The organism is Rhodococcus sp. RCBS9, from assembly GCF_029457415.1.
In the GTDB taxonomy this organism is placed as follows: domain Bacteria; phylum Actinomycetota; class Actinomycetes; order Mycobacteriales; family Mycobacteriaceae; genus Rhodococcus_F; species Rhodococcus_F qingshengii.
Genome location: NZ_CP120422.1, coordinates 4,733,513 through 4,755,431, shown reverse-complemented (window position 1 = coordinate 4,755,431; position 21,919 = coordinate 4,733,513). Strand labels below are relative to the sequence as shown.

Annotated in this window: 16 protein-coding genes and 1 riboswitch; of the genes, 9 read left to right on the top strand and 7 right to left on the bottom strand. The window is 62.0% G+C overall.

From position 1 onward, the window contains the following. Nucleotides 1–220: 220 nt before the first annotated feature. A complete protein-coding gene (locus P0M12_RS22255) occupies nt 221–3,508 on the bottom strand; it encodes an error-prone DNA polymerase (RefSeq protein ID WP_037129108.1) in 3,288 nt (1,095 codons plus the stop codon). A 268-nt stretch (nt 3,509–3,776) separates the two neighbouring features. Between P0M12_RS22255 and phoA the strand changes: the two genes are divergently transcribed. Then, a complete protein-coding gene (phoA, locus tag P0M12_RS22250) occupies nt 3,777–5,309 on the top strand; it encodes an alkaline phosphatase (RefSeq protein WP_003940796.1) in 1,533 nt (510 codons plus the stop codon). Nucleotides 5,310–5,340: 31 nt separating this feature from the next. Here phoA and P0M12_RS22245 read toward each other — a convergent pair whose 3' ends face one another. The 4 genes from P0M12_RS22245 to P0M12_RS22230 are packed head-to-tail and all read right to left on the bottom strand — an operon-like array spanning nt 5,341 to nt 8,952. Next, nucleotides 5,341–6,111 carry a (2Fe-2S)-binding protein gene (locus tag P0M12_RS22245; protein ID WP_165638210.1) on the bottom strand — a complete coding sequence of 257 codons (771 nt, stop codon included), beginning with the start codon at nt 6,109–6,111 and terminating at the stop codon, nt 5,341–5,343. Beyond that, nucleotides 6,108–6,905 (bottom strand): ABC transporter ATP-binding protein, encoded by a 798-nt coding sequence (locus tag P0M12_RS22240; RefSeq protein ID WP_081305329.1) that lies wholly within the window; start codon nt 6,903–6,905, stop codon nt 6,108–6,110. Before P0M12_RS22240 ends, P0M12_RS22245 begins: the two co-directional genes overlap by 4 nt. A 14-nt stretch (nt 6,906–6,919) precedes the next feature. Next, nucleotides 6,920–7,960, bottom strand: a complete 1,041-nt coding sequence (locus P0M12_RS22235; RefSeq protein ID WP_277376829.1) for an iron ABC transporter permease — start codon at nt 7,958–7,960, stop codon at nt 6,920–6,922. Further along, nucleotides 7,957–8,952 carry an ABC transporter substrate-binding protein gene (locus P0M12_RS22230; protein WP_029254958.1) on the bottom strand — a complete coding sequence of 332 codons (996 nt, stop codon included), beginning with the start codon at nt 8,950–8,952 and terminating at the stop codon, nt 7,957–7,959. The genes P0M12_RS22235 and P0M12_RS22230 overlap by 4 nt, the downstream gene beginning before the upstream one ends. A gap of 115 nt (nt 8,953–9,067) precedes the next feature. Then, nucleotides 9,068–9,214, bottom strand: a riboswitch (cobalamin riboswitch). Between the two features lie 71 nt (nt 9,215–9,285). Here P0M12_RS22230 and P0M12_RS22225 point away from each other — a divergent pair. The 4 genes from P0M12_RS22225 (at nt 9,286) to P0M12_RS22210 (ending at nt 14,393) form a co-directional block, all read left to right on the top strand. Beyond that, entirely contained in the window at nt 9,286–11,406 is a 2,121-nt protein-coding gene (locus P0M12_RS22225; protein ID WP_277376828.1) for an MMPL family transporter, read from the top strand. A gap of 67 nt (nt 11,407–11,473) precedes the next feature. Beyond that, nucleotides 11,474–11,941, top strand: coding sequence for a hypothetical protein (locus P0M12_RS22220; protein WP_277376827.1), 468 nt, complete (start codon nt 11,474–11,476; stop codon nt 11,939–11,941). A 284-nt stretch (nt 11,942–12,225) separates the two neighbouring features. After that, on the top strand, nt 12,226–12,348 hold the full coding sequence (locus P0M12_RS22215) for a hypothetical protein (protein WP_003940840.1): 123 nt from the start codon (nt 12,226–12,228) through the stop codon (nt 12,346–12,348). A 50-nt stretch (nt 12,349–12,398) separates the two neighbouring features. After that, a complete protein-coding gene (locus P0M12_RS22210; protein ID WP_277376826.1) occupies nt 12,399–14,393 on the top strand; it encodes an SDR family oxidoreductase in 1,995 nt (664 codons plus the stop codon). Nucleotides 14,394–14,489: 96 nt separating this feature from the next. On the opposite strand, the gene P0M12_RS22205 is transcribed toward P0M12_RS22210, so the two are convergent. Next, complete coding sequence (locus P0M12_RS22205) at nt 14,490–15,173, bottom strand: response regulator transcription factor (RefSeq protein WP_100245420.1); 684 nt, start codon at nt 15,171–15,173, stop codon at nt 14,490–14,492. 41 nt (nt 15,174–15,214) lie between these two features. Then, nucleotides 15,215–16,384, bottom strand: coding sequence for a histidine kinase (locus P0M12_RS22200; protein ID WP_277376825.1), 1,170 nt, complete (start codon nt 16,382–16,384; stop codon nt 15,215–15,217). A gap of 301 nt (nt 16,385–16,685) precedes the next feature. Here P0M12_RS22200 and P0M12_RS22195 point away from each other — a divergent pair, with 301 nt between their 5' ends. The 4 genes from P0M12_RS22195 to P0M12_RS22180 all read left to right on the top strand — a co-directional run bounded on the left by P0M12_RS22195 (nt 16,686) and on the right by P0M12_RS22180 (nt 21,918). Beyond that, entirely contained in the window at nt 16,686–17,771 is a 1,086-nt protein-coding gene (locus tag P0M12_RS22195) for a serine hydrolase domain-containing protein (RefSeq protein WP_230359678.1), read from the top strand. Nucleotides 17,772–17,999: 228 nt separating this feature from the next. After that, complete coding sequence (locus tag P0M12_RS22190; protein ID WP_007733647.1) at nt 18,000–19,184, top strand: serine hydrolase domain-containing protein; 1,185 nt, start codon at nt 18,000–18,002, stop codon at nt 19,182–19,184. Nucleotides 19,185–19,283: 99 nt separating this feature from the next. Then, nucleotides 19,284–20,480 carry a serine hydrolase domain-containing protein gene (locus tag P0M12_RS22185; RefSeq protein ID WP_228232546.1) on the top strand — a complete coding sequence of 399 codons (1,197 nt, stop codon included), beginning with the start codon at nt 19,284–19,286 and terminating at the stop codon, nt 20,478–20,480. 295 nt (nt 20,481–20,775) lie between these two features. Next, on the top strand, nt 20,776–21,918 hold the full coding sequence (locus tag P0M12_RS22180) for an MFS transporter (RefSeq protein WP_238588030.1): 1,143 nt from the start codon (nt 20,776–20,778) through the stop codon (nt 21,916–21,918). The last annotated feature ends 1 nt before the right edge of the window (nt 21,919 follow it).

The following is a 21,919-nucleotide window of genomic DNA, read 5'->3' as shown; positions in this document are numbered from 1 at the left end:
ACTCGAAGTGCTTTTGGTTCAGCGCGTTTGGAAGGCGACGATATTCACGCGCAAGGCAACTGACCGCGGCTGCGTGTGGTGAATCGATCGCGCTCAAGCGACAACCCTAGGGAGCAAATGTGACCCGCACCATATGCTCGGAGGTCAGAGTTGAGCTCCACATTTGTCCTCTCGGCACAAATCTGTCTCTCGGCACTAACACGGTGGCCAGAATCAGGCGTTAACGGAAGTCTCGCGATTTAGCAGTTACTCGCAGATCCATCAGCTGCATCCGGTCTGCCACGACGGTGACAGCGCCTTCTGCATTCTGCACCTTCCCTCGAATAAGCAACGCCGGCGCCGTATTTGCCAATTTTCGGTACTTTGCCCACAACCCCACCGAACACACGACGTTGACCATGCCGGTTTCGTCCTCGAGGTTGATGAACGTGACGCCCGCAGCTGTGGCCGGACGCTGCCGGTGTGTGACTGCTCCCCCCACCAGCACACGGTCACCGTCCGGGATGTCGAGAAGTCTCGACGCCGGCACCACGCCGAGCGCGTCGAGCTGTGGGCGGAGGAATTGTGTCGGGTACGTGTCGGGAGATACTCCTGTCGCCCAGACATCCGCCGCCGCCAATTCGACGTCGCTCATGCCGGGCAGGGTGGGAGCTGTGACCGACGCACCGATACCGGGCAAGCGGTCGGGGCGCTCCCCCGCCGCAGCGCCCGCTGCCCACAGCGCTTCTCTACGCGAGATACCGAAGCTGGCTAGCGCACCGGCGGTCGCCAGCGATTCAGCTTGTGCGGTAGTCAGTTCCACCCGCCCGGTCAGATCGAGAAACGACGTGAACGGTCCACCGAGGTCGCGCTGTTCGACAATTTTCTCGGCGAGTGCATCGCCGATGTTGCGCACTTCCCCCAGCCCCAGCCGAACCTCGAATCCACCTGCCTCGACGGTGGCATGCGCGAGGCTGACATTGATGTCTGCACCGTGTACCTGCACTCCGTGCCGGCGCGCATCGGCAACCAAGGACTGCGGCGAGTAGAAACCCATGGGCTGCGCGCGCAGAAGTCCGGCGCAGAACGCAGCGGGATGATGAAGTTTGAACCACGAGGAGTAGAAGACCAGCGCGGCAAAACTCTGTGAATGGCTTTCCGGGAAACCGAAATTAGCGAATGCATACAGCTTTTCGTAGATCCGGTCGGCAACCTCGTCACCGATGCCGTGTAGGTCTCGCATGCCCTGATAGAACCTCGCGCGCAGTTGTTCCATCTTCTCGGTGGAGCGTTTCGATCCCATTGCCCGACGCAATTGATCGGCCTCGGACGGCGTGAAGCCCGCAACGTCGACGGCCATCTGCATCAACTGTTCCTGGAACAGCGGAACCCCCAACGTGCGTTCGAGTGCCTTCTCGAGCGACGGATGGTCGTAGGACACAGGTTCGAGTTTGTTGCGCCGACGAATGTACGGATGCACTGATCCGCCTTGAATCGGCCCCGGACGGATGAGCGCGACCTCGACTACCAGGTCGTAGAAGTTTCGAGGCTTCAGACGCGGCAGTGTCGCCATCTGCGCACGTGATTCCACTTGGAACACCCCCACCGAATCTGCCCGCTGCAGCATCTCGTACACCGCCGTTTCCGACAGATCGAGTTGCGCCAGATCGACTGTGATGCCTTTGTGTTCGGCCACCAGATCCATCATGTAGTGCAAAGCAGAAAGCATGCCGAGGCCGAGCAGGTCGAATTTGACCAGCCCAGCGGCAGCACAGTCGTCCTTGTCCCACTGCAGGACACTACGATTGGCCATTCGCGCCCACTCCACCGGACAGACGTCGGCGATGGGACGATCGCAGATGACCATGCCGCCCGAGTGGATACCGAGGTGCCGCGGATAGCCTTCGATCTGCGCCGCCAGTTCGAGTACCGGACGCGGAATATCGGTATCCGCATTCTTGTCGATACCGCCCCACCGGCCGACCTGCTTACTCCACGCATCTTGCTGGCCCTGCGAAAAGCCCAGCGCCCGAGCCATGTCCCGCACCGACGACTTTCCTCGATAGGTGATGACATTGGCTACCTGCGCGGCATACGTACGCCCGTACTTCGCGTACACGTGCTGGATCGCCTCTTCCCGGCGGTCGGACTCGATGTCCACGTCGATGTCCGGCGGGCCGTCACGTTCAGGCGCAAGAAACCTCTCGAACAGCAGTTTGTTGCGAACCGGATCGACATTGGTGATGCCGATCGCGTAACACACCGCCGAGTTCGCAGCGGAACCTCTTCCCTGACAGAGGATGTCGTTGTTCTTGCAGAACGACACGATGTCATGCACCACCAGGAAATATCCGGGAAAGTTCAATCCCTCGATGATGGCAAGTTCATGTTCGAGCTGTTTGTATGCCTTCGGTGCACCTTCCGGCGGTCCGTAGCGTTCCAGCGCCCCCACCATGGTGAGCTCACGCAACCACGACGCCTCGGTATGCCCGGCGGGAACGTCGAACGGTGGCAATTTGGGCGCGATGAGCTTGAGATCGAAAGCGCACTCACGACCAAGATCGGCGGCACCACTGACAGCCTCGGGATAGAGCGAGAACAGTGCCGCCATCTCCGCGCCGGACCGCAGGTGCGCTCCGCCGGTAGGGGCCAGCCATCCTGCTGCCTCGTCCAAGCTTTGACGCGACCGCACAGCCGCCATTGCCATGGCGAGGCGTCGACGCGGAGGAGCGGCGAAGTGCGCGGCGGTGGTCGCCACCGTACGTAGTCCATGCTCTCTCGCCAATTCGGCCAGAACGGCATTGCGCTCGTCGTCCTCCGCCAACCCATGATGAGTGAGTTCCACCGACACTCGCTCCGCCCCGAAACGCTCGACCAGATCCCCCAAGGCATCCGCCGCTGCTTCGCGACCACCCGACGTCAAGGCTTGCCGCACATGACCTTTCCGGCACCCGGTCAGGATCTGCCAGTGGCCACCGGCCGCTTCGGTCAGCACGTCGTAGTCGTACTGCAGTTTGCCCTTCTCGCCGCCCGCCAGATGCGCGGCGGCGATCTCCCGCGAGAGCCGGCGATACCCTTCCTGCCCACGGGCAAGTACCAGGAGGTGCGTTCCACCGGGATCTGCCGTGCCGGTTCTGGGTACCGAATCCAGAGACAACTCGGCCCCGAACACGGTGCGCATTCCCCATTCACGTGCGGCTTCCGCAAACCTCACCACGCCGTAGAAGCCGTCGTGATCGGTGACGGCGATAGCTTCGAGCCCGAGACGCACTGCTTCCTCGACCAGCTCTTCCGGCGGTGATGCACCGTCGAGGAAACTGAAGGCCGAGTGAGCGTGCAGTTCTGCGTAAGGAACTACACCGGCACCACGGGTGAGCTCGCCCGCGTGGTACTCGCCGCGCTTTCTTGACCAGGCGGGGCTGTCGCTTCCATCGCCCGGAAACAAATCCTCGTGTTCCACACGGCCGGGTCGTCCGGAAAGCACCCGTTCCATCTCGGACCACGTCGGCGGCCCATTTCCCCAACCCACACTGACCTCGCACCTGATCGAGTCGGCCGTCAGGGACGACCGACTGCTCGAGGATGCCGAAAGGGAAGACGCACCACATGCATCGAACTGATGTTCGATGCAGATTCAGTCTGACAGGTCACTCACCCACAGTCAACAGAGCGAATCTCAACCCTCACCGTCTCGTCACATTCAGATGTACGCATGTCTGCACTCCGTTCACTTTCGCCCCAGATCATTAGCGGCGTTCATAATCTCCATCCATACTGTTTCCAGGAGTACTACTCGTATGTCGTTCTCGCGCAACACACGTAGGTTGACGGCCGTCGCCGGCGCCGTCGCCGTTCTGGCCGCTGCCGGCTGCAGCAGCAGCGCCGACGAGGCCACCGGCTCGAACGGCGCGACCGTCGATCGCGCCGCGACCGGCGAACTGTCCTCGAACGGTGGCGCTCGTCGCATCGACGGTGATCAGTCGGCCGCAGTGCGCGACGCCGTCAATGCCTCCGGCGCGAAGAACGTCATCCTCCTGATCGGGGACGGCATGGGCGACTCGGAGATCACCGCCGCACGCAACTACGCCGAAGGCGCTGCGGGCAGCTTCCCCGGCCTCGACGCCCTGCCGATCACCGGCCAGTACACGCACTACGCACTGACCAAGGACGGCAAGCCCGACTACGTCACCGACTCCGCAGCCAGCGGATCGGCATGGTCCACCGGCACCAAGACCTACAACGGCGCGATTTCGGTCGACATCAAGGGGCAGGCCCAGTCGACCGTCCTCGAGATCGCCAAGGCGAACGGCAAGGCCACCGGCAACGTCTCCACCGCCGAGGTGCAGGACGCCACCCCCGCAGTGCAGGTCGCGCACGTCAGTGGCCGCAAGTGCTACGGACCGGAGGCGACGTCCAAGTCCTGCCCGGAGAACGCCCTCGAGAACGGCGGCAAGGGATCGATCAGCGAACAGCTCCTCGACACCCGCGCCGACGTCACCTTTGCCGGCGGCGCCAAGTCCTTCGCCGAGACTGCGAAAGCCGGTGACTGGCAGGGCAAGACGCTCAATGAGCAGGCCGCCGCCCGTGGCTACCAGCTGGTGAAGAACGCCGCCGAGATGAACGAGGTCGGCAAGGCCGATCAGGATGCACCCGTGCTCGGCTTGTTCGCCGACGGCAACATGCCCGTCCGCTGGGAAGGCTCTGTCGCCACCCGTGACGGTTACCTGCAACCCGCCGAAACCTGCGTCGACAACCCCAAGCGAACCTCCGACGTGCCCAAGCTCGCGGACATGACTCAGAAGGCCATCGACCTACTGAAGGTCAACGACAACGGATTCTTCCTCCAGGTCGAAGGTGCCTCGATCGACAAGCAGGATCACGCAGCCAACGCATGCGGTCAGATCGGTGAAACCGTCGACCTCGACGAAGCTGTGCAGAAGGCACTCGAATTCGCGAAGACCGACGGAGAAACCCTGGTCATCGTCACAGCCGACCACGCTCACACCAGCCAGATCGTCACCAATGTCAGCGCCGACGACATCGCCACCATCGCCAAGGACCAGAACATCCCGGTCGAGCGCGCCCAGGAAATCGTCTACCCCGGCCTGACCCGCAAGCTGACCACGAAGGACGGCTCGGAGATGACGATCAGCTACGGAACGTCCGAGGATCCGGCCGTCGAGTCCGAAGGACACACCGGAACTCAGTTGCGCGTAGCAGCTTTCGGCCCGCATGCGGCCAACGTCAGCGGTCTCACGGACCAGACGGACCTGTTCTTCACGATGACCGACGCGCTGGGACTCGACCGTTCCAAGGTCGCAGCTCACTGATCCGATAACACCTGAATCCGCCCACCCACAGTCACACCAGAGCAGCCAAGGCGCGCACCCGATCTTCGGGTGCGCGCTTCGGGCAACTGGTGCATTTGCCTTCACCGGGTACCTCGTAGATCAGGCAGCACGACGCCCGCTGCGTGAATCTGCGTCGCCCGAATGCCACCGGCGTCAATGGATTACCCACGCGCACAGCAGATTCTCTGCGATCCACGTCCACGAAACGCGGGACCGGAATGCCCGGGTTCTCACCGCGGAGAACTTCGATCAGGCCAGCCGCAAATGCACTTCCGCGCTCCCGCGCATTACCGGCGGCATCGAGGCTGCGATTGGCGATGGAGTCCGTCGTGATCGCCCACAGCGCCTGCTGCCGAACGCCGGACACCTCGGCGAGTACCTCGATCACGGGATTGAGCGAGCGGAACATCGCGTGGCCCAACTCCGCCACACTCCGCGAGATCGGAATGACCGATCCGGCAGCAAAACCGCCCAGATAGCCGTTGTCACGCAAGAAGATCCGCCCACCGTCCAACGATGGATCGGCCGCGAACCCGGTGACCATCCCGGTTCCGATCGGAATGCCGGTCAGCGTCGAGCTGGCCGAGTACCACCACAACGTGCCGTTCACTCGACTGTCCGCACTCCCCCATCGCTCTGCCGTATCGGCGACACGTGCTGCCAACCACTGGGGGTCGGTCATCAACACCGCGGGCACCGTATCCGGATACGCGCTCAGGTTGTCGAAGAACGGCACAGCTACTGCCATACGGGCGTAGATCCCGGCCACCGATTCCGTCATGCCAGCCCCAATATCTCCATCCGCGGACGTACTCCGCGTTCGACTCGCGCCCTGATGCCGAAAACCTCGGCCAACAACGGCTCGTCCAACACCTCGACCGTAGACCCACACGCGCGGAGTTCACCTTCGGTGAGCACGGCAAGGTTGTCGCAGTACTCGACTGCCAACCGTAGATCGTGCATCGTGACCACAACTGCGAGCCCCGCCGACGCAAGTTCGGTAAGCAGTTCCATCACGATCAACTGGTGACGAAGATCGAGATGATTGGTCGGCTCGTCCAACAACAGAACCTTGGGCTCCTGAGCCAATGCGCGAGCTATCGAGACACGTTGCCGCTCACCACCCGACAGGGTCGATACGTCTCGTCCGGCAAGCTCGACCAAACCGACCTGCTCGATGCACCGGTCCACGATGGTGGTATCGCGCTCCGTGCTTCGGTCCAACCAGCTGCGGTGCGGAGTTCGTCCGAGCGCGATCGATTCACGAACCGAAAGTCCTGCCGAGACAGTGGGTTCTTGAACACTTGCCGAGACAGTTCGGGCGATGTCCTTACGCGAGAGCGTCGTCGAGTCGACTTGATCGATCAGAACTGCGCCACCTGTCGGCGTCAAAGCGTTGTAGCAGCAGCGCAGCGCCGTCGTCTTGCCACTGCCGTTCGGCCCGACCAAGCCCAATATTTCACCGGACTTGACTGCGAAAGTGATGCCGCGCAACACTTCGCGATTTCCGAGCCGCGCCCGGGTCTCGACGAGTTCGAGCAGGGGCGCAGTTTCGGAGTCTTTCGGGAGTGTCACTGTTCTGGCCTGTGTCACTGCTCGAGCCTCCGATACTGCCGGTAGAGCATCCAGACGAAGATCGGTGCACCCACGAGGGCCGTGATCACTCCGACCGGAACTTCAGTGGATTGTGCCACCGAGCGCGCAGCGGTATCCGCGGCAACCATCGCGACGGCGCCCAGCAGGGCTGCAGCAGGGAGCAGTCGAATTGCTCTGGTGCCGACGATGAAGCCGGCCAGATGCGGGATCAGCAGACCGATGAAACCGATTCCACCGGCAACGCTGACTGCTGCGCCCGCCAGTACGGAGACCGCGAGCAAGGACAACACACGGAACCGTCGGACGTTCATACCGAGTGCAGCAGCCCCGTCGTCACCGGTCTGCAAAACGTCCATCCATCGCGAACTGAACAGAAGGGCTGTGCCGACGACGACCAGTGTGATCGTCGGGAAGATCAGCGTCGACCATCGTGCATCACCGAATCCGCCGGCAATCCAGTGCATCACCGACGTCACGTGCCGATCATCGGCCAATACCAGGATGCAAAAGGTGATGAGCGCCGAGAATATCTGGGCGAGCGCGACACCCACCAAAATGATCGCGGTCGGCTGCGGATACCGGCCGCCGATCAGCAGTGCGAGAAACAACGGGATCATCGCCCCGGCGAATGCTGCGACCGGAATCGTGAAAACCCCGAGGAGGCCGGCGCCGAAACCCAGCACCGACACGAGCACCACCATGAATCCCGCGCCCGACGAGACTCCGAGCAGATACGGATCGGCAAGCGGATTACGGGTGACAGCTTGAGCAACTGCACCTGCCATGGCCAACGAAGCACCCACTACCGCGGCAGTGAGTGCACGTGGCAGGCGGGAGTCGATCACGATCGACTCCCGCGCCGCGGTCCACCACGTCTCGAAAGTCCCTGGCGCCAAACGGGCTCCGACTATCGCCCAGACGTCACCGACGGGAATGCGAACCGATCCCAAGGAGACGGCCAACCCCAGGACGATCGCCAAGGCGACCGCCAAGCCGACAAGCAGGGCGCCGTACCCGTAACGCGTGCGGGTCACTTCGCCGCGTCAGCGCCTGGATGGAAGGCTGTTGCGATGGTCTGTGCCGAACGCACCAACCGTGAACTCTCGAACAGGTCAGCGAGAGGAACCACGACGAACCGGTTCTGCTGCACAGCAGGGGTGGTCGCCATCAACGGCTGGGCACGGAGGAAGTCGATCTTCTGCTCGGCGGTCTTGTCGCCGTAGTCGATGACCACGATCGCCTGGGGTGCACGCTCGGCAACAGCTTCCCACGATGCGTCGATGTAGGGCTTTGTCCCTTCGGCGAAGATGTTCGAGACGCCGGAGTATTCCGCGACCAATTGACCGACGCCGACTCCGCCGATGGTCGTCGGAACCTGGTCACCGCTGTCGTAGAAGAAGGTCGGTACCGGCGCCGCGTCTCCGACCGAAGCGCGGACGGAATCGAGACCATCGCTGATCTCCTCTGCGACCTCGCGGGCGGAATCTTCGACGCCCAGGACTCGACCGAGTTGCGTGTAGTCGTTCTCGAGCAATCCGATGTCGGGGAACCCGGTGCCACAGTATTCCGAGAAGAGGAAGGTGTTGATTCCGCGCTCGCCGAAAGCGTCTCGGGAACGGCCTTGCTTCTCGTTGAAGGCACTGGTCATTCCTCCGACCACGAAGTCCGGATCGACGTCGAGGACCTGCTCCATGCTGGGGAACGTATCGGAAAGGCTGGGAATCTTGTTGAATACATCGGCGGTCTCGGCAGTTGGCGGGTTGTCGCTGTACGCCCGCCCGACAATCCGATCACCCGCGCCGATCTCGATGAGGGCTTCGGTGACGTGTCCGTTCAAAGACACGATGCGCTGCGGCGGCGAATCGAAGGTCATCTCGCGATCGCAGTTGGTCACGGACACCGGCTGTGCGAAGGATTCCGCAGCAGACGCCGACTCTGATTCCTGACCTTTGGAACAACCTGCCGAAACCAAGGCGACCGCGATGAGAACAGCGGCGGCGCGGGACGGGGAGAACTGAAGTGACACGGGGACCTCGTAAGGGCTCTGAGCCACGAATGAGGATCCGACAGACAACTCCGCCCGCACGCTGATCCTCGGCCAGAGCTCCTGCTGGACTTCCTTTTCGTAGACCACGACGAATGGATGTCGCACACCGCGCGGCGGGTAATCGGGCTTGCCGACACTCGGTGACTACCGAGAATCGACCTACCGTTGCGGGTCAGCGCCGGATTCGGACCGGCTTCCCCCACACGCGTGGCTTGCAAGTGCTTCGAGCAGTATGCATGACGTTTCCGATTCAAGACCAAACGCCCACTACAGTCGATCTGGCCAGACGCCCCCACACACCGGAGTTGATACATGACACGCTGGGCCCAAACCGTCGTCGCCCGGAAATGGTGGGTACTGAGCCTCGCGGTTCTGATAGTTCTCATCAGTGGGGTGTGGGGACTCGGAGTGTTCGGCAAGCTCAGCCAGGGCGGCTTCATCGATCCGGGCAGCGACTCCGCGAAGGTCGCCGACATCATCGAAGACAATCTCGGACCGCAGACCCCGGACATCATCGCGATCTACTCGCCCACGGACGGCAAGACTCTGGACGACATCGGGCCGGCAGTGACAGCCGCCATCGACCAGTTCAAAACCGAAGTGCCGACCGCTTCGGTGAAATCGTATTGGGGAACAGACGCCGCAGCGAAGGCCAGCCTGCTCTCGAACGACGGATCCATGGCGGCCGTTGCGATCACGTTGGCACCGGACTCGGGCGTCACGCCCGCCACCTTCGCCGATCTCCTGCCGAAGCTCGAAGTCGAAGGTGCCGAGGCACAATTCGCGGGTAACACCGTCGTCGGCGTCGCATTCAACACCAAGCTCGAGAAGGACCTGGTGGTCGCCGAAGCCATCGCCATTCCGATCACTCTGGTGCTGTTGGTCTTCATCTTCGGCGGCATCGTCGCTGCTGCCGTGCCCGTGTTCGTGGGTGTACTCAGTGTCCTGAGTGCTTTGGCGGTTCTGCGAATCCTCACGCTGATCACCGATGTGTCCTCGTTCTCGATCAACGTCGCTTCTCTTCTCGGGTTGGGACTGGCCATCGACTACGGACTGTTCGTGGTCGGTCGGTTCCGTGAAGAACTGAATTCGGGCTCGGACCCGGGAGCGGCTGCTCAGCGGACAGTTCTGACGGCGGGTCGCACCGTCATGTTCTCGGGTCTACTGCTGATCTGTGCGTTCAGCGGCATGCTCGTTTTCCCCCAGGCCGTCATCCGGTCTCTGGGCTTCGGCGCGATCGCTGCGGTATTGAGCGCGGCCGTCCTGTCGCTGACCGCTGTGCCTGCGCTACTTGCCATTCTGGGGTATCGCATCAACGCCCTGACATGGCGCAAGGATGCGGCGCAACGCGGCGAGGAACGCTCGCGCAAGTTCTGGGGCCGCGTCGTCACGTGGGTGATGAAGCGTCCGGTCGCAGTCTCGGTGACAATCGTGGCTGTGCTGCTCGTGATGGCCTCGCCGCTGCTCGGCGCCCGGCTGGGAGAGCTCTCGTACACCGCACTACCGGACAACGACCCCGCTCGCGTCGCAATGGACACGTTGGTCAACGACTTCCCGCAAACCGGAAATGGCGCAACGATGATCCTTCAGGCCGAGGACGGGAACACTCTCACCCCGGCCGAAGGTGCAGCGATCGCCGAGTCCGCCGGTCAAGTCGAGGGCATCGGTCAGGCGACCGTCGTCGCGAGCACCAATCAACTCGTCGCGGTTCAGGCCCTCTACAGCGAGGGCTCTACACCCCAATCACAGAGCGCCGCAGTGACAGATCTGCGTGCGATCTCCGCTCCCGACGGAACGGTGCTGCTTGTCGGCGGCGGTCAAGCCATGGTCGACGACGGCAACAACGCCGTCCTGCACTGGCTACCGGTGATGATCCTCATCATGGTCGGATCCACCCTGATCCTGTTGTTCCTCGCGTTCGGTTCGGTGGTGCTGCCGATCAAGGCGGTGCTGATGGCAGCCCTGAGTCTCGCGACCACCTTCGGTGTCCTCACCTTCGTCTTCCAGGACGGACACGGCGTCGAACTCCTCGGGGTCAGTCAAACTCCGCTGGAGGCGACGTTTGTCGTGCTCATCCTGGCGGTGGTGTTCGGATTGTCCACGGACTACGAGGTTTTCCTGATGTCACGGATGGTCGAGGCCAAGAACGCGGGAGCGACGACAGAGGAAGCGGTCAAGTTCGGAACCGAGCGCACCGGCCGCATCGTGACGGCTGCCGCCTTACTCCTGATAGTGGTGACGGGGGCCTTCGCAATGTCAGGGCTGTCAGTGATGAAGTTCCTGGGCGTCGGCATGATCGTCGCGCTGATCGTCGACGCGACCATCATCCGCATGTTGCTCGTGCCCTCGCTCGTGAAGTTGATGGGCGAAGCGAACTGGTGGGCTCCTGTGTGGATGAAAAAGGTTCACGCGAAGGTCGGCATCGGCCACTGATCGCGACTGGATCATGTCGCTGAAGAGTCCCTGGGATCCTGCGGAGAGCCGTGTTTGACTAGGGGTCGTGGATGACTTACCTGAGAGTGTTGTGGTCGGCTCAGCAGTGTTTTCGCGTGTCGACTCGGACGATTCGTTGGCGTGCTGGACATCGAGCATCGATGTCCAGGGGGTCGGTGACTCCAGGCCGGTGAGTCTGGTTATCGAGCCGGCCACCGTGCCGGAGTCTGCGGTGTGTGAGCTCGCTGCGACCGTGATGGCCCGGTTCGGTGAGTTTGCCGAAGTCGCCGCCGATTACCTGCGTCAACAGCTGCGTGGGCCACAGTTCGGCCTCCGCCACTCCGAACTCGTGGAGTTGGACGCCACGGAGTCACTGTTCGGCGAACCTGAGGCGGTGATCTGGGCTGACGGAACCTGGCTGCTGCGGTTCGCTGAGTCAAAGCTCGAGATGGCCGATCCTTTCGGGATCGGTGTTCTGTTCGAAGGAACGACTCCGTATGCGGTCGAGGACTTGTCGGGCGCTGAACCGGCCTAGGGTTTGCCGGCCTGTCCACGCCATCGCCTCGACGATGGTGCGCCGGTCTACTGGCGGACGGCGCATTGCCTTCACACCCTCGGAACAACGGCCGCCCACATCTCATCCGAAATCACGTCACGCGACGCAAGGACGAGCGCGCACCCCACTGCGCCCGAAACTCTTCAGCAACAGACCTAGTGGATTTCCCTGATCGGGCAGTCGTCCTCGAGGATGACTGCCTGATCGTCTAAATCGCTCCGCAGGGCGATGTTCTCCGAAGCTGATTTCGTCAGACTTGGAGCATGACAATTTTCGAATGGATCCTTGCAATCCCCGCTCTTGCGCTTGCCGTCGCGTTCTTGTTCTCCGGAATCATCTCCGCGGGCATCGACTTCGACGCCGAGGACGGTGTCATGACGCACTGATGTTCGTTTCCCTCTAGCCGCTGATCTTACTTTGGAGTAAGTTACCGACTATGGCCACATACATCGTCACTTGCGGTACCGGATTTCTCGGACGAGTTGCACTGCCACTCCTGCTCGAGCGTGATCAAACTGCTCAGATCCATGTGCTGGTCAGAGCCGGTTCTGTAACCAAACTCGAAGAACAGGTGTCGGCAATTCCCGGCGGCGATCGCGTGCATCCACTCATTGGAGATCTGACCGAGCCGGGGCTGGGCATCGACTCTCCCCCGCCTGCCGACCACGTCCTTCACCTCGGCGCGATCTACGACATCACCGCCGGAGACGAGCAGGCTTCGACGAATGTCGAGGGCACACGCTCCGTGGCCGACCTTGCCGCACAGCTGGGAGCCACCCTTCATCACGTGTCATCAGTCGCAGTTGCGGGCGACTACCCGGGAACCTTCAGCGAAACCGATTTCGATTGCGGTCAAGGCTTTCCCACTCCGTACCACCGAACCAAGTTCGAGGCCGAGAAGCTCGTTCGAGAACGAGAAGGCCTCACCTGGCGTGTTTATCGACCGTCTGCCGTGGTCGGCAACTCCGTCACCGGGGAGATGGACAAGATCGACGGTCCGTACTACTTGTTTCCAGGACTGGCGCTACTCGCGAAACTACCTGCAGCACTCCCCGTCCCGATCCCCAACCTCGGCGCAACCAATGTGGTGCCCGTCGATTACGTAGCCGCCGCCCTCGTCGAATTGATGCACGCGCCCGGCCACGACGGCGAAGCATTCCATCTCGTGAATCCGAAACCTCAACCGGTACGCGAAATCTATGCCGGACTCGCCAAGGCCGCCGGAGCGCCCCGGCCCGCACTCAGCCTGCCGGGCGTGATCGCCAAACCCTTTGTCTCGCCATTGCCGATGGATTCGGCAGAATCGGCGCGGAAGGTCTTCCTCGATCGCATCGGCATGCCTGCAGCATTACTCGACAACATGACGATGGCGCCGACATTCACCTCCGCGAGAACCGTTGCCGCCCTGGCCGGATCAGGACTGGCGGTCCCCGAGTTCGGGTCGTACTCCACTGTGTTGTGGAAGTACTGGCGCGCAAACCTCGATCCCAATCGCGCACGACGTAACAGTCCCGAAGGACCACTCGTGGGTCGGATCGTTCTGATCACCGGAGGCTCTTCCGGAATCGGCAAGGCATCGGCCATTGCCGCCGCTCAGAAGGGCGCCACCGTTCTCCTGATCGCACGCCGCACCGACGAACTCGATGCCGCAGTACAGCAGATTCGATCAGTCGGAGGCAAGGCGTTCGGTTACCCCTGCGACATCACCGACGACGAGTCGGTCCAGCACACGATCAAAAGCATTCTGACAGAACACGATCACGTAGACATGTTGGTAAACAACGCGGGCCGATCCATCCGGCGCGGCATTTACCACTCCACTGATCGTTTCCACGACTACGAACGAACGATGGCCGTGAACTACTTCGGCGCTGTGCGATTGGTGCTCGCCTTGTTACCGACCATGCGTTCTCGCCGCTTCGGCCACATCGTGAACATCAGCAGCGCGGGAGTCCAGGCGGCAACGCCTAGATTCTCGGCCTACGTGGCGAGCAAGGCCGCCCTCGACGGTTTCTCGGACGTAGCCGCCTCTGAAACCCTGTCGGACGGAATCACTTTCACGACCATCCACATGCCGCTGGTCGAAACACCGATGATCGCTCCGACCGGCGAATACAACAACGGCCCGATCACCAGCCCGGAAAAGGCTGCGGCAATGGTGATCCGCGCGCTGATCGACCGCCCCAAACGCATCGACGTACCACTGGGAACCCTGGGTGATCTGGGAACCCTGTTCGCACCGCACACCAAGGACCGAATTCTCAACCAGATGTACCAGGCCTTCCCCGATTCTCCGGCGGCAAAGGGTCAGGTAGACAAGGAAACTCCGGCAGACGCTCCGGCAACACCGGCGCGACAGCACCACTCGCGCTCGCGCATCCGCAAACTCGGCCGTCGTGCCGCCCGACTCGTGCCCGGTACGCACTGGTGACCGGTGGTGTGACTTCGCCTCGGAGCGTTTCGGCAAGAGGAACGGATCTGTAGGTTCAGTCGGCGAATCCTCACCGGGTCACGCTGACAAAAGCAATCAACCGCCAGTTGCACAGGGTTCCGTATCGGTGCCTGACCCCGGGACCACCAGACCAGACTCGTAGGCGATGACGACAGCGTGCGTCCGATTCTGAGCACCGAGCTTTGCCAGCACGTTCCCGACATGCGTTTTCACTGTCTCCAGGCTCACAACCAGAACCTGAGCAATATCCGAGTTGCACAGCCCGGTGGCCATCAACCGCAATACCTCTTCCTCCTTTGCTGTCAGCGCTGCATTCGGGAACGCCTCAGCGGAGACCAACGGGCGGGGCGTAACCATCCGGCGTAGCGCGGCAGGGAACAGGATCACTTCGCCCGCCGCCACCACACGTACCGCCGCTGCGATCTGCGGGACTGGGAGCCGCTTCAGCACGAAGCCACTCGCGCCCGCACTGAGTGCGGCCGTGACGTAGCCATCGTTTTCGAAAGTGGTGATTACCAAGACTTTCGGCGGTTCGGTGCACTCGGCCTGGAGGTGCCGAGTTGCCTCTATTCCGTTGCGCAGCGGCATCCGCACGTCCATCAGCACCACATCCGGACGAAGTTGCCGCGAAAGCTCCACTGCTTCGATACCGTCGGAAGCCTCGCCGACGACCACAATCCCGGGCTGAGCTGCGAGCAGCATACGCAGGCCGCTGCGGGTAACGTCGTCGTCATCCGCAATCAGCAGGGTGACTGGCATGCTTGCAGGTTTGGCGGCGTCCTCACTCCAATTGGCTTCGGTCATCGTGCCACCCGTACCGGCAACTGAACACTCAATCGCCAGCCCTGGGCTCCGTCCGGTCCAGCCTTGAACTCACCGTTCAAGAGTCGCACGCGCTCGGCCAAACCTGCCAGGCCGCGCCCTGATCTTCGAACTACGTCTGCCTTTCCCCCGGTCACTGCCCCGATGCTGTTGACCACTCTGAGCTCGACGCTCTCCGAGCCGACTGCCACCGTGATTTCGATCGGCCCACTGTCCCCGTGCCGCAGAGCATTGGTCGTCCCCTCTTGCAGGATCCGGTACGCCGCGCGAGAGAGTGTCCCCTGGATCTGTGAAAGGTCACCCGACAGGTTCACCTCCACAACCGCCCCCGCATGCCGCAACCGATCAATTAACGCAGGCAAGTCCGACAGCGTCCGAGAAGGTACAGCCCCAGGCCTCTCCTCGCGAAGTACACCCAGTACGTAGTCCAGGTCCTCGAGCGCTGCCCGTGTCGACTCCTCGATGCTACGCATGGCGGCCCTCGCTGCGGCAGGATCGGAGGCAAGCACCTCGCCGGCCACCGCCGCCTGGATCGTGGCGGCGGTGAGCGTGTGTCCGATCGAGTCGTGCAACTCGTGAGCGACCCGATTACGTTCGGCCAGTTGCAGTTCACGTTCTTCCGCCAGCGCGAGCCGTTCAGCCGTGGACGGCCCCAACAGTCGTGGCGCCAGCCATCTCAGCAGTGTTGCCACCAGGACACAAATTCCTACCGCAAGCAGGAGGCAGCCGGCCGCCACGATCCAGGTCCATCCACCCGTCACGTCAACCGACGTATCGAACAGACTGATTCGCGCCGTGCCGCCGAGCCAGTTCCCCGGGAGCGAAATCCCCATGATGAAAAGGACGCTGGTCGCGAGCGCCGCCAGCCAACCCACCATGACATGCAGGACAATCCAGAGCGGGGCCCGCCAGCGATCAATCTCCGAGAGGTTAGGAGTACGGTGTCCGAGCGCTGGACTCGGCAGCGACACCTGCAGCAGTCGGCGGGCAGTAACGATGAGCGCGCGTCGCACAGGATGCACCAGGCCGAGTGTTCCTACCAAAGTCACCCATATGAGCAGGACCGAAAGCACCCGGACGAACTCGGGTGCGGATTGCCACGCGAGAGCAGGCAACATCGCAACCACCAGAAGTGGCAGGCTTGCCAACACACCACAAAAGGCGAAAAGTACAGCTGAGTATGTAGAGCCCCGCATCAGCGGTCGTAGTCCTGTGATCATGATTCGACAAGTATGACTGGGCCGCTCGGCGATGGCCTCCCCCGATCGAGGGAGATGGTTTTCCCGCGTCGGAGCGATGCGCGACCAATCCTCCAGCAGACAGGATCGTGTCCAGACCGATCAATCTCTCCAAGGAGTTCTACTGATGCGCCGCCACAGTCGACAGGGCCAACCTCCCTCACCCCAAAGACAAAGCCGGAAACGGCACCGCGCCCTCTGTTCCGTCGCAATGACTCTCAGCGTGGTCACCCTCGGTGCGTGCTCGTCGTCCGCCGATACCGTCGCTGCGCGGCACGATGCGGTTCAACACTCACTCGACGCACTGGTGAGCGAGGACGGACTACCCGCCGCCCTCGCAAGCATCCAAGACCGAAACGGCAACTCCCACAACTACACCGCAGGAGTCGGTGACCTGACCACCGGATCAGAGGTACCCCCCAACGGCCAGATACGAATCGGCAGCAACACCAAAACCTTCACCGCAGTAGTGGTCCTGCAACTGGTCGCCGAAGGAAAGATCGAACTCGACACCCCCATCGAGACCTACCTACCCGGACTCGTCCGCGGAGACGGGATCGACGGCCACAACATCACCATCCGCCAACTCCTCCAACACACCAGCGGACTCCCCAACTACAGCAACTACCTGGAAGACGAAGTCCGATACTACGACCCACGCGAACTTCTCGACATCGCGCTCGAACATCCTGCCGACTTCGCCCCCGGAACGAGTTGGAAGTACAGCAACACCAACTACGTCCTCGCTGGCCTACTCGTACAGAAGATCACTGAAAAACCCCTCGCCGAGGAGATGAACCGGCGAATCTTCGCGCCGATCGATCTTCAGCACACATACTTTCCTGAACCATACGACGAGAAGATCTCGGAACTTCACCCCCGCGGCTACTACCGGGAGTCATCGGACGCGCCTCCCGTCGACATCACAGAGATAGACCCCTCGTGGGGATGGGCCGCAGGGCAATTGATCTCCACCACCTCGGACCTCAACCAGTTTCTCCACGCACTCCTCGACGGACGACTGCTCCCCGCAGCCCAACTCGACCAGATGCGCACTACCGTCCCCGCGGAGGAAACCTTCGGACCCGATGCCCGCTACGGACTTGGATTGGTCAGCCGCCCGCTACCGTGTGGCGGCCTGTCCTGGAGCCACGGCGGCAGTTTCCCTGGATACGAGACACGCGGGGGCGCTACCGACGACGGACGCGAAGCGAACATCGCGGTCAGCATGCAAGTAGTCGACGACGCCACCCGGAGAAAACTCGAACACGCGGTGGATATCGCCCTTTGTCGCTGAGGCCTCCTGTCAATCACCAAAGGCCGCCTACTCCGAAATAGCTCGTCAAACCGACAGTATCGGCCGCGAGACGCCGGACTCCGAGGTGCAGCCGGCTACACCCCGTACGCTCCGGCACGCACCACCGAGAGACTGCACTTCGCACCATGGAGGACGCGTACGCACATCAATACTGTTCTCTGCATGTGGAACTCACCACGAGATTCGACGAACAGGAGACCACAACCAATGACCACCCTTCGACGTCGCCCCCTGCTCACCGTGCTTCCGGCAGTCACCGCTGCAGCCCTCATATTGGGCGTGAGCGGATGTGGTGACACCACTGACTCCACTGATTCCACTCGGCAAAGCGACGCTGCCGTGCAACAGGCGCTCGACGGCGTCATCGAGCAGGGGATCCCCGGCGCACAACTCGTGATCTCCGACCCGTCGCGGGGCACTCGCATCATTCGTGCAGGAATGGGAAACACCGCCACCGGCGAGCCTATCCCCGATGATGCGCGGGTCCGAATCGGCAGCAACACAAAGGCCTTCGTCTCGACCGTCGTCATGCAACTCGTCGACGACGGACTGCTCGACCTCGATATGAGCATCGAGCACTACCTGCCCGGAACGGTCGTAGGCAACGGGAACGACGGCAACCGAGTCACCATTCGAGATCTCTTGCAGCACACCAGTGGACTGACGGACTACCTCGCCGCCGGCGGAGCACGGCCGGAAGACATCAAGCCCGGCCAGCTGCTGGTGGGGACAAGCGCACAACCACCGGAGCACTTCTCCCCCACTGAACTGGTCGATATCGCGATGTCTCTTCCACCCGGCCCGGCAGCCAAAGACAAGGCTGTCTATTCGAACACGAACTACATTCTGCTCGGGATGCTCATCGAGAAGGTCACAGGACGCCCTGCCGCGCAGGAGATCACCACCCGCATAATCGATCCGCTCGGACTGATGGACACCTATTTTCCCGCCTCCCGCGAGACACAGATCCGCGGTTCTCATGCACAGGGCTATCACCCGATTGACGGCATTCAGGTCGATGTCACCGATGGCGACGTGTCGTGGGCCGACACCGCAGGTGCGATGGTCGCAACGGGCGCCGACCTCAACACTTTCTTCACGGCTTTGCTACGCGGCGATCTCGTCTCGAATGACAGGCTCGCCGAGATGAAACACACCGTGCCGTTCGACAGGAGCCCGCAGGACAGCTACGGACTCGGACTAGTCCGCGTGAACAGCTCCTGCGGGAAGGAGATCTGGGGTCACGGCGGCGGAATTCCCGGCTTCGGCACCTCGGGCGGAGTCGATACCACAGGACGCGCTGTGACTCTCACCCTCAATCACATCCCGATGAGCGAGGACGCCTTCGTAGCAGCACAGCGAGTTGTCGACGCAGCGATGTGCGAGAAGTGAAGGAAACATGTTCGTGCACGACTTCGCACGCAACATCGAACAACAATTCTTCCCGAGCGAACGATGTCCCGAACCTACCAATCCTCAGGAGTTCTACTGATGCGTAACAATATTCGAAAGGGCTTCCCTTCCTCAGATCGCCGGCAGGACCGCAAACGGCACCGGACCTTTTCGGTCGTTGCCGCGGCGGCCCTCGGTGCCATGACGCTGGCGTCCTGCTCGCCGTCATCCGCCCTCAGTCCCGATACCGTCGGTTCTTCCTCCACCGAGTCCGACGCGGTTCAACGCTCCCTCGACGCGCTGGTGAGCGAGGACGGACTACCCGCCGCCCTCGCAAGCATCCAAGACCGAAACGGCAACTCCCACAACTACACCGCAGGAGTCGGTGACCTGACCACCGGATCAGAGGTACCCCCCAACGGCCAGATACGAATCGGCAGCAACACCAAAACCTTCACCGCAGTAGTGGTCCTGCAACTGGTCGCCGAAGGAAAGATCGAACTCGACACCCCCATCGAGACCTACCTACCCGGACTCGTCCGCGGAGACGGGATCGACGGCCACAACATCACCATCCGCCAACTCCTCCAACACACCAGCGGACTCCCCGATTACGGAATACACGTCAATGACGAAGAGATCAGATACCGCTACGCCGACCCCCACGATTTGCTCGACGTCGCGTTCCAACACCCCGCCGACGCACCGCCCGGAACGAGTTGGGGGTACAGCAACACCAACTACATTCTGGCCGGCCTACTCGTACAGAAGGTTACCGGCCGCCCCCTCGCCGAGGAGATGAATCGACGTATCTTCGCGCCGATCGGCCTGCGCGACACCTACTTCCCACCCCCGGGAGACATGACCATCCGGGGTCCCCATCCCAAGGGATACCACCGCACCGCACCAGACAGCCCACTGAGTGACGTCACAGAGATGGACCCGTCGTGGGGATGGGCCGCAGGGCAGCTGATCTCCACCACCTCGGACCTCAACCAGTTCCTCTACGCGCTACTCGACGGACGACTGCTCCCCGCAGCCGAACTCGACCAGATGCGTACCACCGTCCACGTCGGCGGGCCCACCGGACTCGAGTACGGCCTCGGCCTCACCAGCAGGACTCTCTCGTGCGGCGGGGTCTACTGGGGCCATGGCGGCGACATAGTCGGTTACGAGACCCGCGGCGGCATCACCGACAACGGGCGCGCCCTAAACCTTGCGGTGACTGCTCTTCCCACGACTGCGTCCGCCACGCAACACGTCGTAGACACCGTGGACAGAGCTTTGTGCAGTTAAAGCTCTGGTGACAGCGTCACCCGGAATCTCACCCGAGTGACGCTGTACCGCCCGACGAAACATTCGGTCGGTTATTGGCCGAACGGACCAATGCGGCCTACGTGTCCGCTGCCACACTTCATCAGTCCATGCGGCACAACGCAATTCAGGAGGCATGATGAAGTCGGAACGCGCCACAGTTGAGGAACCCTCGCATAGCGGCGGCAAGTCGATACAAAACATATTGGACAACAAGTCAATTCGTCGAACAACGACTATGACTGTTGGGCTGCTCAGTACGATCTGGATGATCGACATGATAGATCGCGTGATGATCGGGCTTGCACTGCCGATGATCGGAGACGAATTCTCCCTCAGTAATACGCAATTGGGCGGAGTCGTGTCGATCTTCGCCATCTTTTACATGCTCGGGCAGGTCCCCGGCGGCATGCTGGCCGACCGATTCGGACCCCGGCCACTGTTGATCGTTGCGTTGATCCTGTGGTCGGTGTTCACCGCACTGACAGGATTCGCCTGGGGACTCGTCTCGCTGATGGTCATGCGTGCGATGTTCGGGCTCAGCCAGGGTCTCTTCCCAGCAGCGTCGTTCAAAGCTCTGGCTGAGCGAACCCGTCCGAAAACTCGCGCCACGGCCATGGGCTTCATGATCGGTGCAAACAACCTGGGCCCCGGCATCGCACCATTGATCATCGCCCCAGTTCTCATGGCCGTCGGTTGGCGGGACGCATTTTGGCTGGTGGCCATAGTCGGCGCCGTGATCGGCACAGTCGTCTGGTTGGTGCTCCCGGCGCCGCTGGACACAGAGATCACGGAAGATCCGGAGGCCGCACTGCAACCGCTCGCCCGTGAACACTCACGCGCCGCGGTATTCAAGTCCGTTTCGGTCTGGAAGTTCGCACTTCTGTTCTGCCTGGCTAACATGGCCGGATATGGGCTGTTGACCTGGGTGCCGAGCTACCTCCTCAACGAAAAGGGGCTCTCGCTGATCGATACGGGAATCTTCGCGGCGATCCCGTTCATCGTCACGGCATTGGCCATCGTCGTCGGTGGACGTCTGGTGGACAAGTACTTTCACGACAGCGCGCGCATTCTGCTCGTTCCGTGCATGGCCACCTCCGCCATTCTGCTGTTCTTGATGACTACCACCGATACCGTCGCGATGTTCACGTTCTATCAAACCCTCGCGATGGGCGTCAGCGGACTGTGCTCGATGTCGATCTTCGCCCTCCCGTTGCGGGCATTGCCTGCCGAATTCCTCGGTTCCGGAATGGGTTTGATCAACGGTTGTGGACAGCTCGCCGGTTTCATCACCCCCCTCGTGATGGGATGGATGGTGGACCAGTTCTCGTACATGGCCGCGTTCGGAGTCCTGGTCGGCGCGACGGCTGCGGCGGCTCTGGTGGCCATGATCGTTCCGCAAACCCCGGCGAAATTCTGAG